General features: G+C 70.7%; 13 protein-coding genes. All 13 read right to left on the reverse strand.

The genetic code is table 11. The features are described from left to right. Positions 1 to 68: 68 nt before the first annotated feature. The gene (locus ABB55_RS06785) at positions 69 to 653 is read right to left on the reverse strand and encodes an amino acid synthesis family protein (RefSeq protein WP_054358132.1); all 585 of its coding nucleotides are present in this window, start codon (positions 651 to 653) and stop codon (positions 69 to 71) included. Further along, positions 650 to 1,234, reverse strand: a complete 585-nt coding sequence (locus tag ABB55_RS06790; protein ID WP_054358133.1) for an amino acid synthesis family protein — start codon at positions 1,232 to 1,234, stop codon at positions 650 to 652. Before ABB55_RS06790 ends, ABB55_RS06785 begins: the two co-directional genes overlap by 4 nt. Positions 1,235 to 1,308: 74 nt before the next feature. After that, on the reverse strand, positions 1,309 to 2,307 hold the full coding sequence (locus tag ABB55_RS06795; RefSeq protein WP_083463415.1) for a UPF0280 family protein: 999 nt from the start codon (positions 2,305 to 2,307) through the stop codon (positions 1,309 to 1,311). 62 nt (positions 2,308 to 2,369) lie between these two features. Beyond that, a complete protein-coding gene (locus tag ABB55_RS06800) occupies positions 2,370 to 3,890 on the reverse strand; it encodes a hypothetical protein (RefSeq protein ID WP_054358134.1) in 1,521 nt (506 codons plus the stop codon). Next, positions 3,887 to 6,697, reverse strand: coding sequence for a molybdopterin-dependent oxidoreductase (locus ABB55_RS06805; protein WP_083463416.1), 2,811 nt, complete (start codon positions 6,695 to 6,697; stop codon positions 3,887 to 3,889). The genes ABB55_RS06800 and ABB55_RS06805 overlap by 4 nt, the downstream gene beginning before the upstream one ends. After that, positions 6,636 to 7,481 (reverse strand): FAD binding domain-containing protein, encoded by an 846-nt coding sequence (locus ABB55_RS06810; RefSeq protein WP_054358136.1) that lies wholly within the window; start codon positions 7,479 to 7,481, stop codon positions 6,636 to 6,638. Before ABB55_RS06810 ends, ABB55_RS06805 begins: the two co-directional genes overlap by 62 nt. Positions 7,482 to 7,640: 159 nt before the next feature. Then, positions 7,641 to 8,975, reverse strand: coding sequence for a sensor histidine kinase (locus tag ABB55_RS06815; protein WP_054358137.1), 1,335 nt, complete (start codon positions 8,973 to 8,975; stop codon positions 7,641 to 7,643). Continuing rightward, positions 8,972 to 9,664, reverse strand: a complete 693-nt coding sequence (locus tag ABB55_RS06820) for a response regulator (protein ID WP_054358138.1) — start codon at positions 9,662 to 9,664, stop codon at positions 8,972 to 8,974. Before ABB55_RS06820 ends, ABB55_RS06815 begins: the two co-directional genes overlap by 4 nt. Next, positions 9,661 to 10,206, reverse strand: a complete 546-nt coding sequence (locus tag ABB55_RS06825) for a cytochrome b/b6 domain-containing protein (protein ID WP_054358139.1) — start codon at positions 10,204 to 10,206, stop codon at positions 9,661 to 9,663. The genes ABB55_RS06820 and ABB55_RS06825 overlap by 4 nt, the downstream gene beginning before the upstream one ends. A 292-nt stretch (positions 10,207 to 10,498) precedes the next feature. Continuing rightward, positions 10,499 to 10,777 (reverse strand): PepSY domain-containing protein, encoded by a 279-nt coding sequence (locus ABB55_RS06830; RefSeq protein WP_054358140.1) that lies wholly within the window; start codon positions 10,775 to 10,777, stop codon positions 10,499 to 10,501. A 226-nt stretch (positions 10,778 to 11,003) separates the two neighbouring features. Beyond that, entirely contained in the window at positions 11,004 to 11,795 is a 792-nt protein-coding gene (locus tag ABB55_RS06835; protein WP_054358141.1) for an SDR family NAD(P)-dependent oxidoreductase, read from the reverse strand. 37 nt (positions 11,796 to 11,832) lie between these two features. Further along, positions 11,833 to 13,710 carry a TRAP transporter large permease gene (locus ABB55_RS06840; protein ID WP_083463417.1) on the reverse strand — a complete coding sequence of 626 codons (1,878 nt, stop codon included), beginning with the start codon at positions 13,708 to 13,710 and terminating at the stop codon, positions 11,833 to 11,835. A 6-nt stretch (positions 13,711 to 13,716) separates the two neighbouring features. Beyond that, positions 13,717 to 14,730, reverse strand: coding sequence for a TRAP transporter substrate-binding protein (locus tag ABB55_RS06845; protein ID WP_054358142.1), 1,014 nt, complete (start codon positions 14,728 to 14,730; stop codon positions 13,717 to 13,719). Positions 14,731 to 14,812: the final 82 nt, after the last annotated feature.

Consider the following 14,812-nt stretch of genomic DNA (forward strand, 5'->3'; position numbering starts at 1 on the left):
ATTCCCGTCTGCATGATCGAGCACTCCCTGTTGACTGATCCCGGTCCGTCCAGGCGCCGGCAGGCGCGTCAGCGCAGGCCGTCCTCGCCCTTGATCTCGTGTTTGGTCAGGCCGCCGACCCGCGGCAGCGGCCGGCCGCCGTCGGTCACCGCCACGGCGACGACGATCTCGCGGGCGCGCGGCGCGTCGGCGATGCGGATCTCGACGCCGTCGAAATGGCTGCGCACATAGGCGGCATCCTTGTGGCCGAGCGGCACGTCCAGCACCGTGCCCGGCCCGCCGCGCTTCTTCGACGAGGGGATCAGCGCGGCGCCCTTGCCGAGCACCTTGCGCACCGGCGTGCCCATCTTCGGATGCAGCAGCGCGGCGGCATGTTCCAGTTCGCCGTCCTCGCCGACACAGGCGGCCTTGCCGTAGCCCTCCGCCTGATCGCCCGGGATGCCGAGCGCGGCGACGCAGCGCGCCGCCAGAAGACCGCCGAGTTCCTCGCCGATGGCGATCAGCTCGGACAGATCCTCCTGATAGACGCCCGCGAAGGGATTCTCGATCACCGCCGCCGCCACCGCGCGACGCACCGGCGGCGACACCGTGCGGCCCATCTCGGTCAGCGTCTCGTCGAGCTGGACCACCAGCTTGCGGATCTTCGCGCTCATCGGAGGCCGTCCTCGCCCTTGATGTCGGCGGCCTTGAGGCCGCCGACGCGGGCATGCACCCGCGCGCCCGTGGTCATGACCAGCGCGAGCACCAGTTCGTCGGCGCGCGGACCGTCGGCGAGGCCGACCTCCATGGCGTCGAAATGGCTGCGCACATAGGAGGCGTTGATATGCGTGACGGGGATGTCCAGCCGCGTGCCCGGGCCGCCGACCTTCTTGGTCGAGGGCACGATCGCCTTGGCGTCGCCGAGCACCGCCCGCATGGCGTAGCCGCCCGGCACATGCCACAGCGCGCCATGCTCCAGCTCGCCGGCCTGACCGACGATGGCGCCCTTGCCGTAGCCCTGGATCGCCTTCGGATCGCCGCCCAAAGCCGCGACCAGCCGCTCCGCCATGTCGATGCCGAGCGGGTTCAGCACCTCCATGAAGAAGGCGATGTCCTCGTGGTAGCGCCCGGCGAAGGGATTGCGGATCACCGACAGGGCAGCGGCACGCTTCGGCGGTTCCGCCGCCACCGGCCCGCCCTCGTGGAAGATCTCCTCCACGGTCAGCACACGCTTGCGCAATTCGATCCCGGTCATCGGGGTCCTTCCTCCACCGGCCGAGTGGTTTGATCGAGACGGATGGTACCCATCCGCCTCGTGAATCCAAACCACTAACTCTTTGACGACGTGGTCAATTCAATCTGACATTTGCGGGACGCAAATGTCGGATTTTGACCACTCGGGCGCCGTCCGGCCCAGACGGCATGTCCCGACAGCATTTTGTCAATCCCCGGAATGGCCGTCACCGTCGCATGGCGGTCACCCGGCACCGTCAGGTCGCGAAAATCGCCCGCCACACGCACTCGGGTAGCGAGCTGCAGGGCCGCGCCGACGATGCGTCCCTCGCCGATCAGCCGATCCGCCTCGCGCAGTCCGCCAGCCAGCGCCCGCTCGATCTCGGCGGCGTCGAGAGGACCGACCGCGACCGTGACCAGCCGGTCGCCGAGATCGCTGTCGGGCTGCAGGTCGCGCGCCCGGCGGCGGGCGATCGCGCCGTGGCCCGGCAGGTCGACCGCGTTGGCGACGACGGTCGCGGCCGCATCCGCCTCGGCCGCCGTGCCGACCAGGACGGTGACCGCATCGGCGATGCCGAGCGAGAAGGAACGCCCGCGCCAGCCGGAGGTCGCGATGCCGCGCACCGGATCCGCCGCCCGGATGGTCGCCGAGCCGACCAGGCTCGGCCGGTCGGGCCGGTCGACCAGACCCGCGGCGAGGCTCATTCCGGGCGCGAGATGCAGGGCGATGTCGCCGCCATTGTTGACATAGGCGCGATCGAGCGGGGCCGCCGCACACATGGCGGCGAGGATCTCCTCGGCCACCGCGCCGGCCACCGCCGCCATCGGGGTGATGAAGGCCCGTGCGGCATGCGGCAGCACCGCTGCCCACATGCGCCGCGCCACGATGCCGGCCGGCGGCCGGTCCGGCACGGCCGGGGCGCGCAGGAGGGCGAGGTCGGCGCAGAGTTCGTCGAGGAGACCGGCGAAGCGCCCGGCCGCAGCCCGGTAGGCCGCCGCGACCGCGTCCTGCACCCCGTCGGCGCCGATGATGAGATCGATCGGTCCGTCCTGGAGATGCAGGCGGCGCCCGTCCGGCAGCAGCCGCGCGACCATCCGCGGCCGGGATGCCGTTGCGGACGGATCGGAGGCGGGCTGTCGGAGGGCGGCCGCGGCGGTCATGGGGTGCCCCCGCTGCCCGGCTGTCCGAACGGCCAGGGATTGTCGGCGATCGGCGCGACCAGCCGGCGCCCCTGCGGCGTGCCGGCTTGCGACAGGCGGCGGACATGGTCCATGTGGCCGCCGAGCGCTTCGTAGTCGGCGAGCGTCATGGTGAATTCGATCGGCGCGACCAGGGCCGGCGTCGGCACGTAGCCGAAGGCGTTCGACGGCATCCGCGTCACGTCGACCATGAAGGTGATGCCGCCGCCGGGCCAGACATAGGCCGGCGCGCCGCCGCAGGTGACGCGGGTCAGCGCCTGCTTGACCGAATGGGTCAGGCGGACCGGGTTCTCGGTGACGCCGGAGCGCAGCGAGCCGCCGGCGCCGCCCATGAACAGCACCGTCGACAGCGCCGGCTCGCAATTCTCCGCGATGCGCTCGGCGACCGCGGCGAGCGGGGCCGGGATCGCCTGCTCGACCGGGCGCAACGCCTCGTCGAGCACGAAATAGGCGGCATGCTCGCCGGTGGTCGAGACCATGAACAGGGTCAGGCCGGGCCGCGCGCCCTTCTTTGGGTCGAAGGCGCCGAGGATGGCGAGCGGATCGGCGAGATTGGTGCCGCCCCAGCCGGTGCCGGGCTCGGCGACCTGGAAATAGCGCCCGGGCGTCGAGCGCCGGCCCTTCATGCGGATGCCGGTATCGGGGATGCCGAGCAGCTTGCCGGCCTGATGCTCGGACAGGACGCCGGTGATGTGGTCGTCGACCACCACCACCTCATCGGCGAGGCCGAGCCACTGCTTGGCGAACATGCCGATCGTGGCCGAGCCGCAGCCGACGCGCATGCGCGTCTCGGGCACGCCGTTGACGATCGGTGCCTTGCCGGCCTCCACGATCACGGTCGAGCCGCCGTCGATGGCGAGTTCCACCGCGAAGCCGTTGCTGAGCGCCAGGAGCGCGTCGCAGGTGACCTTGCCCTCGCGCTTGGAGCCGCCGGTCAGGTGGTGGACGCCGCCGAGCGACAGCATCTGCGAGCCGTATTCGCCGGTCGTGACATGGCCGATCGCCTCGCCGTCGGCGCGGACCACCGCCTGTTCCGGGCCGAGCCAGCGGTCGGTGTCGATCTTCACCTTGACGCCGCAATAGCTGAAGATGCCCTCGGTCACGACCGTGACCATGTCGACGCCGTCGATCTCGGAGGCGACGATGAACGGGGCGGGCTTGTAGTCCGGATAGGTGGTGCCGGCGCCGATGGCGGTGACGAAGGTCGTCGCCTCGCCGAGAATGCGGCCGTCCCAGTCCGCCTCCCGCTCCAGGAAGGGCACGACCTCGCCGCCGGTCGACAGCGTGCGGTCGATCAGGACATGGGGATCGACGCGGATCAGTTCGCCGGCCGCATTGGCGTAGCGATCGCAGGCGCCGGTCATGCCGTCCTTGATGATGCACATCACCGGACAGGCATCGCAGCGGATCTTGCCCGCCTCCGGCGCGCCTGTCCCGGTCCCCGCCCCGCCGGCCGTCTCCGTCGCCACGACGCTCATGCTTGGCCTCCCAGACCGACGAGACCGGCCCGGATCCGGTCGGGCGTCGCCGGCACGCGGGTGACGCGCAGGCCGGTGGCGTGATGGATGGCGTTGAGGATGGCCGGCGCGGTCGGGATCAGAGCCTGCTCGCCGACGCCCTTGGCCCCGAAGGGACCGGCCGGGGCGCCGTCCTCGATCAGGATGGTGGTCACCGGCGGCACGTCGCCGACGGTCGGGATCAGGTAGTCGTGCAAGTTCTCGCCGCGCCCGGGGATGAATTCCTCCATCAGCGCCAGGCCGATGCCCTGCGCGACGCCGCCCTCGACCTGCCCCTCGATCAGAAGCGGGTTGACCGCGCGGCCGACATCGTGGGCGGCGGTGACATGCAGCACCCGGACGGTGCCGAGCGCCGTGTCGATCTCGATCTCGGCGAGATGGGCGCCGAAGCCGTAGACCGCATAGGGATCGCCCTGCCCGTTCGCATCGAGCGGACTGGTCGGCGGGTCGAAGGTCTCCTCCGCCGCCAGCACGTAGCCGTGGCGGTCGACGGCCAGACCGGCGAGGTCGATCTCGCGCCGGGCCTCGCCCTCGGCCACGATGACCCGGCCGGGGCCGCAGACGATGGCGGCGTCCGGTCCGGCATTGGCGAGGCGCAGGATGGCGGCGCGCAGCGCCCGGCCGGCCAGTTCCGCGGCCCGGCCGGTGACGAAGGTCTGGCGCGAGGCGGAGGTCTTGCCGCAATCGGGCGTCAGGTCGGTATCGGCCGAGACGAGATCGAGCGCCGCCAGATCGACGCCGAGCGCCTCGGCGGCGATCTGGGCGATCACGGTATTCGACCCCTGGCCGATATCGACCGCGCCCTGATGCAGCGCGATGCGGCCGTCCGGCTTCAGTCCGATGCGGATGGTCGACGGGTTCGACATCGAGGTGTTGCCGCAGCCGTACCACATGCCGGCGACGCCGGCGCCGCGCCGCAGGCTCCCCGATGCCGTCGCGTTGAAAGTCTCCGCCGCCGCGCGGGCGCGCGCCCAGTGCGGTCGCAGCGCCTCCAGGCAGGCGCGCATGCCGGCGCCGGCTCCGAGCACCTGGCCGGTCGCGGTCGGCGTCTCGGCGGTCAGCGCGTTGAGGATGCGGAATTCGAGCGGATCGAGGCCGAGGCCGAGCGCGAGTTCGTCGAAGAGCTGCTCCTGCGCCACCGCCATCTGCGGCACGCCGAAGCCGCGGAACGCGCCGGCCGGCACGGAATGGGTCAGGATCGCCCGCGCCTCGGCCCGGTAGTCGGGCACGAAATAGGGGCCGGAGGCATGCACCGGCACGCGGTTGGCGACCGTCGGACCCCAGGAGGCGTAGGCGCCGGTATCGAAATCGCCCGAGAAGTCGATCGCGGTCAGCCGCCCGTCGCGGGTCGCGCCGACCGTCATGGCGAGCCGGCCCGGATGGCGCTTGGTGGTGGTCATGATCGATTCCGGGCGGGAATAGACCATCCCGACCGGCCGGCCGAGCCGCCAGGCCGCGACTGCGATGAAGGGCTGCACGGACAGGTCGAGCTTGGAGCCGAAGCCGCCGCCGACCGCGGTCGGAATGATGCGCACCTGCTCGGGCGCGATGCCGAGGACGAGCGCGACATCGTCGCGGTCCATGTAGGGCGCCTGGGTGCAGGCGGCGATCTCGATGCGATCGCCGACCCGGCGGGCGAAGCCGGCCTCCGGCTCGATATAGGCATGCTCGACGAAACCGGTCGCGAACTGCCCGGAGACGGTCCGGTCCGCCGCCGCCAGCCCGGCCGCGACATCGCCCTTGGCGACGCGCCCGCGCACCAGCACGTTGCCGGGCCGGTTGGCCTGGACCAGGGCGGCGCCGTCGGCCAGGGCGGCATCGAGGCCGATCAGCGCGTCGAGCGGTTCCCAGGCGACCGGGAAGCCGGCGAGATCGAGCGCCTCGACCGCGGCCCGGTCGCCGACCACGGCCGCGACCGCCTCGCCGCGGAAGCGGACCTCGCCGGTCGCGAAGACTGGCTGGTCGGCAAAGGCCGGGATCACGCCGTAGAGATTGCGGCCGGGCACGTCGGCGGTGGTCAGCACGGCGACGACGCCCGGATGGGCCGCACGCCAGCCCTCCAGATCGCCGAGCGTGAAGCGCGCCCGATGATGCGGCGAGCGGACGGCGCGCAGCAGCAGGGTCTCGGCCGGCCAGCCGTCGGCGCCGTAACGCTCGGTGCCGTCGACCTTGGGCACCCCGTCGAGGCGCGGCACCCGCCGGCCGACGATCCCGCCGTCGAATGCAGCGGCTTCCGCTCCTTTCGGCGCGGCGGCGTCGAGCACCGCCTCGACGATCTTGCCGTAGCCGGTACAGCGACAGAGGACGCCGCCGAGCGCGTCGCGCACGCCCGCCTCATCAGGGACCGGAGTCCGGTCCAGATAGGCGGCCGCGGAGACCAGCATGCCGGGCGTACAGATGCCGCATTGGGCGGCGCCCCTGGCGAGCATCGCAGCCTTCAGCGCCGCGCCCGAGCGCGTGCCGGCCTCGATGCCCTCGACCGTCACCACGGCGCGTCCGGCCACCTGGCCGAAGGCGGTCAGACAGGCGCAGACCGGCTCGCCGTCGACGAGGACCGTGCAGGCGCCGCAATCGCCGGCATTGCAGCCGATCTTGGTGCCCTCGCAGCCGATCTGGTCGCGCAGCACCGCGGAGAGCCGGGCGCCCGGATCGGCGGCGATGCGGCAAGGCTCGCCGTTGAGCGTCAGGGCGAAGGCGGCGGGCTGATCAAGCACGGGCGGCCTCCCAGGCCTGCAGGATGGCGCGGCCGACCAATTCGCGGGCGGCATCGAGGCGGTAGGCGGCGCTGGCGCGCACGTCGTCGATCGGCGACAGCCCGGCCACGTCGGCGGCCGAGACCAGATCGGCCGGCGCGCTTCCGACCGGATCCGTGCCGATCAGCCGCGCCTCGAGCCCGCCGAGCCGCTGCGCAGCCGCCGAGGCGGCCCCGACGGCGACCCGGGCGTCGGCGATCCGGCCGTCCGGGCCGGGCACGAGCGTGACCGCGACCATGACGATGGAAATGACCATGTAGCGCCGCGCGCCGAGCTTCAGGAAGGCCGATCCGCCGGCCTCCAGCCTGCGCGGGATCAGGACGGCCGACAGGATCTCGTCGGCCGCCCGCGCGGTGCGGCGATTGCCGAGCACGAAATCGCCGACCCTCAGGCGGCGGAGCCCGTGCGGACCGACCAGTTCGATCGCCGCGTCGAGCGCGAGCAGCGGCGGGACGCCGTCGGCGGCCGGGGAGGCATTGCAGAGATTGCCGCCGATGGTGCCGGAATTCTGAATCTGGACCGAGCCGACCTCGCGTGCGGCCGCCTGCAATGCCGCCAGACCGCGCGGCAGGGACGCCCGGGCGATCTCGCTCCAGCGGCTTCCGGCGCCGATCCGGATCGCGTCCGCCCCGATCGCGATGCCCTTCAGCTCGGCACAACGGGTGAGATCGATCAGGCCGGCCGGCGACGGCCGATCGACCAGGGCGGGGAACACGTCGGTCCCGCCGGCGACCAGGATGCCGCCTTCGTCCGCCAGAAGGCGGACCGCTTCCTGCAACGAGGTCGGCTGCCAGAACATCCGTACCCTCCGGGAATGCCGGCAGGAGCCGTCGCCCGCCCAATCATTCGTATACGAACGATCACAACGCCGTTTCACGAAACTGTCAAGACCGAACTCAGGGATGCTACGGATCGGCGACAAAGGCGAACGGCCGCGTGCCTGGCGGCGATCGCGCGCTCATTCGGCCCGAAAGGCGAGCCGGAACCAGGCGCCGGCCTCCAGCCCGTTGCCGCAGGTCACCCGCCCGCCATGGATCTCCATGGTGCGCGCCACGATGGCGAGCCCGAGGCCGGCCCGGCCGCGCGTCGTTGTGTCGCCCTGCCGCCAGCGCTCGAACAGGGTGGCGACCCCGTCGGCCGGCAGTCCGGGCCCCTCGTCGGCGACCAGAAGCTCCGGCCCGGGGCCGGCCTCGACCAGCACGGTCCCGCCGGCGGGCGTGACCCTGAGGGCGTTCTCGACCAGATTGCGCAGGGCCGCCGAGATCGCCTCCCCCTCGCCGAGCGCCAGAGCCCCGCCTTGGTCGGAGAAGGCGAGTTCGCGTCCGGCCTCGATCGCGATCGGCGCGAGCCGGGCGACCACGTCGCGGGCAATCTCGGCGAGATCGATCGTCGGCATCCGGTCGGCCGGCATGGCCTCGAGCCGCGCCATGCCGAGCAGCTGGTCGACCAGCCGGGCCATGGACTGGACGTCCTGCTGGGCCCGCTCGGCATCCGGTCCGGCCAGCCGATCGAGATCGAGCTTCAGCAGCGTCAGCGGCGTGCGCAGTTCGTGCGCCACCATGCCGGCGAAGGCGCCGCGGGCGGCGACCATGTCGTCGAGGCGGCCGAGCAGCCGGTCGACCGCATCGACCAGGCTGGCGACCTCGGCCGGCAGCCCTTGCGTGCCGATCCGGAACCGCGTGTGGCCGGGATCGACCCGCCGGGCCGCCTCCGCGGCCGCACTGAGTGGGGCGAGGCTGCGGCGCACGACCGCGGCGGCGACCAGGATCAGCCCGAGGCCGAGCGGCACCATCGGCAGGATCACATGGTCGATCGTCTCGTGGAACAGGACCGACCAATACAAGCCCGCCGGATCGTCCACCGCGACGAAGCGGACCACGTAGGGGTCCGGACCGCCTTCCACCCGTCGCGCCATGATGCGCACGACGTGATCGGCAGCCGGCTCGACCTTCCAGGCGAGATCGAGCCGCGACTTCGGATCGTACGGCTCGCCGACGAACAGCGCGGCATTGCGCTCCAGGAGGACCTCGCCTTCGCCGTCGATGATCTGCAGACCGTAGGATCGGGGGAAGCGCTCGTAGCGCTCCTCGAAATCCGGCGGCATCTCGAAGGAGAGCCGATCCTTGCCGACCGTGAGGCGCTTGGTGATCGCGGCGATCTCGCGTTCGGCCGAAGCCTTCGCGAGTTCCTCGATATCGATGCCGTATTCCCAGCCGACCAGCACGATCTGCGCCGCGAAGGCGAGCGCGACCGCCAGGGCCAGGCGACGGGTGACGAGGCCGGCGAGCGTCATCGCCCCTCCCGGCGCGGCGCCTTCTCCCGGGCCAGATAGCCGATGCCGCGGACGGTGTGGATGTCGAGCCCGGACCCGGCATCCGCCAGACGCCGGCGCAGGCGCGAGATGACCGCCTCCAAGGCGTTCGGCGTCACCTCGTCGTCGAAGGCGTAGAGCCGTTCCTCCAGCGCCGGGCGCGGCACCACTTGGCCGGCCCGCCGCAACAGCACTTCCAGACAGTCGATCTCCCGGCGCGGCATGTCGATGGCCCGTCCACCGACGCGCGCCTCGCGGGCCGCGGTATCGAGGCTGACGGCGCCCGCCGTCAGCACCGTGCCGAGCGTCGCGCCGGGCCGGCGCAGCAGGGCGCGACAGCGGGCGGTCAGTTCCGCCATCTCGAAGGGCTTGACCAGATAGTCGTCGGCGCCGCTGTCGAGGCCCTGCACGCGGTCGCCGAGCTGGCCGCGCGCGGTGACGGCGATGACCGGCAGGGCCAATCCGCCGGCACGCCGACGCTTCAGCCAGGCGAGGCCGTCGCCGTCGGGCAGGCCGAGATCGAGCAGAACGATGTCGTGGGCCGCCGGGTCCAGCATCGCGTCGGCCTCGGCCGACGAGCCGGCGCGATCGACGGCAAAGCCCGCCGATGCCAAACCGGCCGCCACATGGGCGGCCAGCCGGTCGTTGTCCTCGATCAGCAGGGCTCTCATAGACGCTTTCGGCCGGTGATCATGGCGAGAATCAGATTCTCTCTGTGCCGCATGCTCTCATAGATCGCCGCCAGGACGTGGATCACGGCAAGGCCCAGGATCGCGTTGGCGATCAATTCGTGCAGGTCCTCGAGCCATTCCTCACCGAAATAGGCGTCGAGCGTCAGCATCCAGCCGGTCACCGAGACCGCCGCGAGCAGCGCCATCAGGGTCAGGATCATGACCGACGCGGCCGGGTTGTGGCCGACATGGCGCGGCTCCCGGCCGGCCAGCATGGCCCGGAGATAGGCGATCAGGCGCGCCGGGCCGGGCACGAAATCGGTGAAGCGCGCATGCGCGGTGCCGACGAAGCCCCACAGGATGCGGATCGCCAGCGCCCCGGCGACGACATAGCCGACATAGCGGTGCACGGTCTTGCCGTCTTCGAACACGAAGCTGTTCACCACGCAGCCGGCGACGACCGTCCAGTGAAACAGGCGGACGAGCGGATCCCAGACCATCAGGGTCCGTGGCGCGGCAACGCCTTCTCGGGCGAGCGACATGGCAGCCGAAATCCTTGTTTTGATTGTGGAGCCGCAAGGCCTTCGGCATCGAAGGCTGGCCACGATCGGCCCGATGCCGGAGCGCGGCGCGGATCGCGCGGGCCTCCGGCCACACGGGCCGAGCGTCCCACCGGGGACGGCCGGCAGGACGCTCGCATCCGGATGGGTCTTGCGCCTCATTCGGCAACCCACCCGAATCGGGGAGCCGGCGGATCTTGCGGACGTGCCGGCCCCGCCCGACCGCATCGACCGGGTTGGACGGAACCCGGGTCGACACAGCCGCTCGACGGCGTCAGCCGCCGATCTCAGCCTTCACGATCTCGCCATTGGTCGGGTTGAAGTAGACCTCGGCCTTCTTGCCGTCCTTGTTCCAGCCATAGATTTCGTAGCAGGGGCCGGAGATCTTGAAGGTCTTCACCTTGAAGCCGAGTTCGGCGACCTTGGTCTTCATGGCCTCTTCCGAAAGCCACTTGTCGCGCGGTTCCTTGGTGCAGGCCGGGCCGGCCAAGGCGGCGCCAGAGACGGTCGCGACAAACGCGAAGGCGGCGGCGGAAAGAAGAAATCTCTGCATCGGGGCAATCTCCAACCGGCGGCATCGACTTGCCGTTGGAGAGCACACTACTCGGCTGCACTGACGGTGATCTGACACGTCAGGTCGGGGAAATCACCACCCGATCATCCGATCTCACGGGACCGGTTGATCGGCCGCATGGTTCTGGCCGTGCTGGCTTTTTCCGATCGGGGCGGGTCGCGCCGACCCGGCCTTGCGCCACCGTGCAACGACGAAGGACGCCGCCTCAGGCGGACACGCCGCAGCTTTGTCCGCCGTCGACCGGCAGCAAGACGCCGGTGATGAAACGCGCATCGTCGGAGGCCAGGAATACGGCCGCGGCCGCGACATCCCAGGCGGTGCCCATATGGCCGAGCGGAACCAGCCGGTTGCGCGCCTCGACCATCTCTTCGACGCTGCCATATTGCGACGAAATCTGCTTGTAGATCAGCGGCGTATCGATCAGGCCGGGCATGATCGCATTGGCCCGGATGCCGTGCCGGGCATACTGCATGGCGAGCCCGACGGTGGCCTGGTTCACCGCGCCCTTGGCGGCGTAATAGGCGAAATAGGGATAGCCGGTCCAGCGGATGGCGGCGAGCGAGGAGATGTTGACGATCACGCCGGAGCCGCGGGCGAGGAAATGCGGCAGCACCGCCTTGGCGGTGCGGTAGACCGAGCCGACATTCACGTCGAGATTGCGCCGGAAGGTCTCCTCGTCGAGTTCGGTCGGCCCGCCATGGACGACCACGCCGACATTGTTGTGCAGGATGTCGATGCTACCGAAGCGCTCGGCCGTGGCGGCCGCAGTCGCCTCCACGGAGGCGAGGTCGGTCACGTCCGCGGCCAGCGCGATGGCCTGGCCGCCCTCCGAGCGGATGATCTCGGCCGTCTCGGCCGCCGCCGCCTCGGCCACGTCGATGCAGGCGACCCGCGCGCCCTCGCGCGCATAGGCGACCGCGGCCGCCTTGCCGTTGCCCCAGCCGGGGCCGGACGAGCCGGCCCCGAACACGATGGCGACGCGATTCCTGAGCTTCATGGACTTCACTCCGTCCCGCGTCCGCGCGGATCCCGGCTCACAGGAAGCCGATCGAGATCCACGGGACCGCGGCGACCACGATCAGGCCGACCAGCAGCGCCAGCATATAGGCCCAGATCGGCCCGATGCCCTCGTCCGGATTGACCTTGCCGATGGCGCAGGCGGCGTAGTAGCCGACGCCGAAGGGCGGGGCGAACAGGCCGAGCCCCATGGCGAGCACGACCACCATGGCGTAGTGGACCTCGTGGATGCCGACTGCGCGGGCGATCGGGAACAGGAGCGGCCCGAACAGCACGATGGCCGGGATGCCCTCGAGCACCGAGCCGAGGATGATGAAGGCGACCACCGACACCGTCATGAAGCCGAAGGCGCCGCCGGGCAATTGCGTCATCGCCTGGGCGAGGGTGCGCGAGAAGCCCGACTGGGTCAGCCCCCAGGCCATCGCCGAGGCTGCGCCGATGATGATCAGGATCGCGCCCGACAGGGCCGCGGTCTCGACCAGGATGGTGCCCATGCGCCGCCAGTCGATCTGCCGGTAGAAGACCAGCCCGACGACGAGCGAATAGACGATGCCGATGGTCGAGACCTCGGTGGCGGTGGCGACGCCCTCGACCACCGCGGCGCGGATCACGAAGGGCAGCGCCAGGGCCGGGAAGGCGATCAGGAAGGCCTTGAGAATCTCGCCGCCGGTAGCGCGGCGGACATGCGACAGGTCGTCGGTGCGGTAGCGCCGCGCGACCACGAAGCACAGCCCGACCGCCAGGACGACGCCGGGCAGGAGGCCGCCGGTGAACAGCGCGGCGATCGAGACGCCGGTGACCGACCCGATGGTGATCAGAACGATCGAGGGCGGGATGGTCTCGGTCTGTGCGCCGGTGGCGGAGAGCAGCGCGACGAGGTCGCCCGGCTTGGCGCCGCGCGCCTTCATCTCCGGGAAGAGCGCCGGGGCGACCGCCGCCATGTCGGCCGCCTTCGAGCCCGAGATGCCCGAGACCAGATACATCGCCCCGATCAGCACATAGGAGAGGCCGCCGCGGACATGGCCGAGCAGGCTCGCCAGGAAGCGCACCATCGCCTTGGCCATGCCGGCCATCTCGATCAGGAGGCCGAGGAAGACGAACAGCGGCACGGCGAGCAGGATCAGATGGCTCATGCCCTCGTCCATCCGGCCGACCAGCGTGCCGAGCGGCACGCGCGTGGTCAGCGCCAGATAGCCGAGCGTGGCGAGCGCGAAGGAGAACACGATCGGCACGCCGGAGAAGACGCAGATGCCGACCACACCGACGAAGAAGATGACCAGGTTCCAGTTGCCGAGCGGCTTCAGGGTCGGGCCGGCGAACCAGAAGGCCGCCACGATCGCCGCGGTCAGGAGCGCCGCGCCGAGCGCCGAGGCGAGGCTTGCGCGCAGGGCCAGCCGCAAGAGCGAGAAGACGATCATCAGCACGACGCCGACGGGGAAGGCCGCGGCCCGCCAGGCATTGGCGATCTCCATCGCCGGCGTGGTGATGAAGCTCTCCTCATAGGCCCAGTGATAGGCCGGCGTGATGATCAGCACCAGGAAGGCGAGGCCCGCGGTCACGGCGAGCGCATCGACGAAACCGCGCGCGCCCGGCGGCAGGCGGGCGACGAGCGCGGTCATGCGCATGTGCTCGCCGCGCCGGAGCGCCACCGCGGCCCCCAGCATGGCGAGCCAGAGGAACAGGATCGAGGCCAGCTCGTCCGACCAGACCAGCGGCTGGTGCAGCACGTAGCGGGCCACGATGCCCGAGAACAGGACGACGATCTCGGCGACGACCAGTACCGCCGCCGGGATCTCGACCAGAGCGCCGAGAATCCGCTCGGCTGTCGCCAGAGCGGAATCCGGCCTCACCACCCGCGAGGCATGCGGGGGCGCGAATTCGGAGACGGCACCCATGATCGATCAGCCGAGCGAGCCGACGGCGCCTTCCAGCACCGCCCAGGCCGCATCGCCGTACTTGCCCTTCCATTCGGTATAGAAGCCGGCCGCCTTCAGCTTGTCGCGGAACGGGGCCTGGTCGACGGTGTTGAACTTCATGCCCTTGGAGGCGAGCGTCTCCTGCAGGCCCTTGGTGAGATCGGCGACATCGGCGCGCTCGGCGATCGCCGCGGCGTTGATGTGCTTCGACACCACGGCCTGGATGTCCTTCGGCAGGGCTTCCCAGCTCGCCCGGTTGGCGAGGAAGTGGAAGCCGTCCCACATGTGATTGGTCATCGAGCAATAGCCCTGCACTTCGTAGAGCTTGGCGGTCTCGATGATGGCGAGCGGGTTCTCCTGCGCGTCGACGACCTTGGACTGCAGGGCGCTATAGACTTCGTTGAAGTTGATGGTCGCCGGCGCGGAGCCGAAGGCCTTGAACATCGAGGTCCACAGCGGCGCCGGGGGCACGCGGATCTTCAGGTTGGCGAGATCGGCCGGCGAGGTGATCGGCTTGGTCGAGGTCGTGGTCTGGCGGAAGCCGTTGTCCCACTGCTTGTCGAAGGCGAAGATCGTGCGCGACTTGGCGATCTCGGCGCGGATGAAGTCGCCGAGCTTGCCGTCCATCGCCTTCCAGACGGTGTCGTAGTCCTTGAAGGCGAAGCCGACGCCGTTGATCGAGGCCGCCGGCACGAAGGTCGACAGGATCAGGCCCGACAGGGTGAAGAAGTCGACCGCGCCGGAGCGGATCTGGCCGAGCGTGTCGGTGTCGGAGCCGAGCTGGCTGGACGGGAAGATCTGCAGCTCGAAGCGGCCGCCGGTCTCTTCCTTGATCTTCGCCGCCGCCTCGGCCGCGCGCTTGTTCAGCGGATGCGACAGCGCGAGGTTGTTGGCGAACTTGTAGCTGAACTCGGCCGCGCGGGCACGGCCGATATTGAACGTCGTGACGCCGAGCGCGGCGGCGCCGACCGTGAAGTGACGGCGGGTGATTCCGGACATGACAATTCCTCCCTGGCGCCGGAGGTCGGGCTCCCGACCCGCCTCCGGGTTGCCGCAAAGTCCACAATGTGGACCTCAACGG

The organism is Prosthecodimorpha hirschii (assembly GCF_001305515.1).
In the GTDB taxonomy this organism is placed as follows: Bacteria; Pseudomonadota; Alphaproteobacteria; order Rhizobiales; family Ancalomicrobiaceae; genus Prosthecodimorpha; species Prosthecodimorpha hirschii.

What these genes read in the sequence shown, in the direction of transcription:
- ABB55_RS06785 (WP_054358132.1), bottom strand. Translation starts at nt 653, where the DNA reads ATGAGCGCGAAGATCCGCAAGCTGGTGGTCCAGCTCGACGAGACGCTG.
- ABB55_RS06790 (WP_054358133.1), bottom strand. Translation starts at nt 1,234, where the DNA reads ATGACCGGGATCGAATTGCGCAAGCGTGTGCTGACCGTGGAGGAGATC.
- ABB55_RS06795 (WP_083463415.1), bottom strand. Translation starts at nt 2,307, where the DNA reads ATGGTCGCGCGGCTGCTGCCGGACGGGCGCCGCCTGCATCTCCAGGAC.
- ABB55_RS06800 (WP_054358134.1), bottom strand. Translation starts at nt 3,890, where the DNA reads ATGAGCGTCGTGGCGACGGAGACGGCCGGCGGGGCGGGGACCGGGACA.
- ABB55_RS06805 (WP_083463416.1), bottom strand. Translation starts at nt 6,697, where the DNA reads ATGCCGCCCGCGAATTGGTCGGCCGCGCCATCCTGCAGGCCTGGGAGG.
- ABB55_RS06810 (WP_054358136.1), bottom strand. Translation starts at nt 7,481, where the DNA reads ATGTTCTGGCAGCCGACCTCGTTGCAGGAAGCGGTCCGCCTTCTGGCG.
- ABB55_RS06815 (WP_054358137.1), bottom strand. Translation starts at nt 8,975, where the DNA reads ATGACGCTCGCCGGCCTCGTCACCCGTCGCCTGGCCCTGGCGGTCGCG.
- ABB55_RS06820 (WP_054358138.1), bottom strand. Translation starts at nt 9,664, where the DNA reads ATGAGAGCCCTGCTGATCGAGGACAACGACCGGCTGGCCGCCCATGTG.
- ABB55_RS06825 (WP_054358139.1), bottom strand. Translation starts at nt 10,206, where the DNA reads ATGTCGCTCGCCCGAGAAGGCGTTGCCGCGCCACGGACCCTGATGGTC.
- ABB55_RS06830 (WP_054358140.1), bottom strand. Translation starts at nt 10,777, where the DNA reads ATGCAGAGATTTCTTCTTTCCGCCGCCGCCTTCGCGTTTGTCGCGACC.
- ABB55_RS06835 (WP_054358141.1), bottom strand. Translation starts at nt 11,795, where the DNA reads ATGAAGCTCAGGAATCGCGTCGCCATCGTGTTCGGGGCCGGCTCGTCC.
- ABB55_RS06840 (WP_083463417.1), bottom strand. Translation starts at nt 13,710, where the DNA reads ATGGGTGCCGTCTCCGAATTCGCGCCCCCGCATGCCTCGCGGGTGGTG.
- ABB55_RS06845 (WP_054358142.1), bottom strand. Translation starts at nt 14,730, where the DNA reads ATGTCCGGAATCACCCGCCGTCACTTCACGGTCGGCGCCGCCGCGCTC.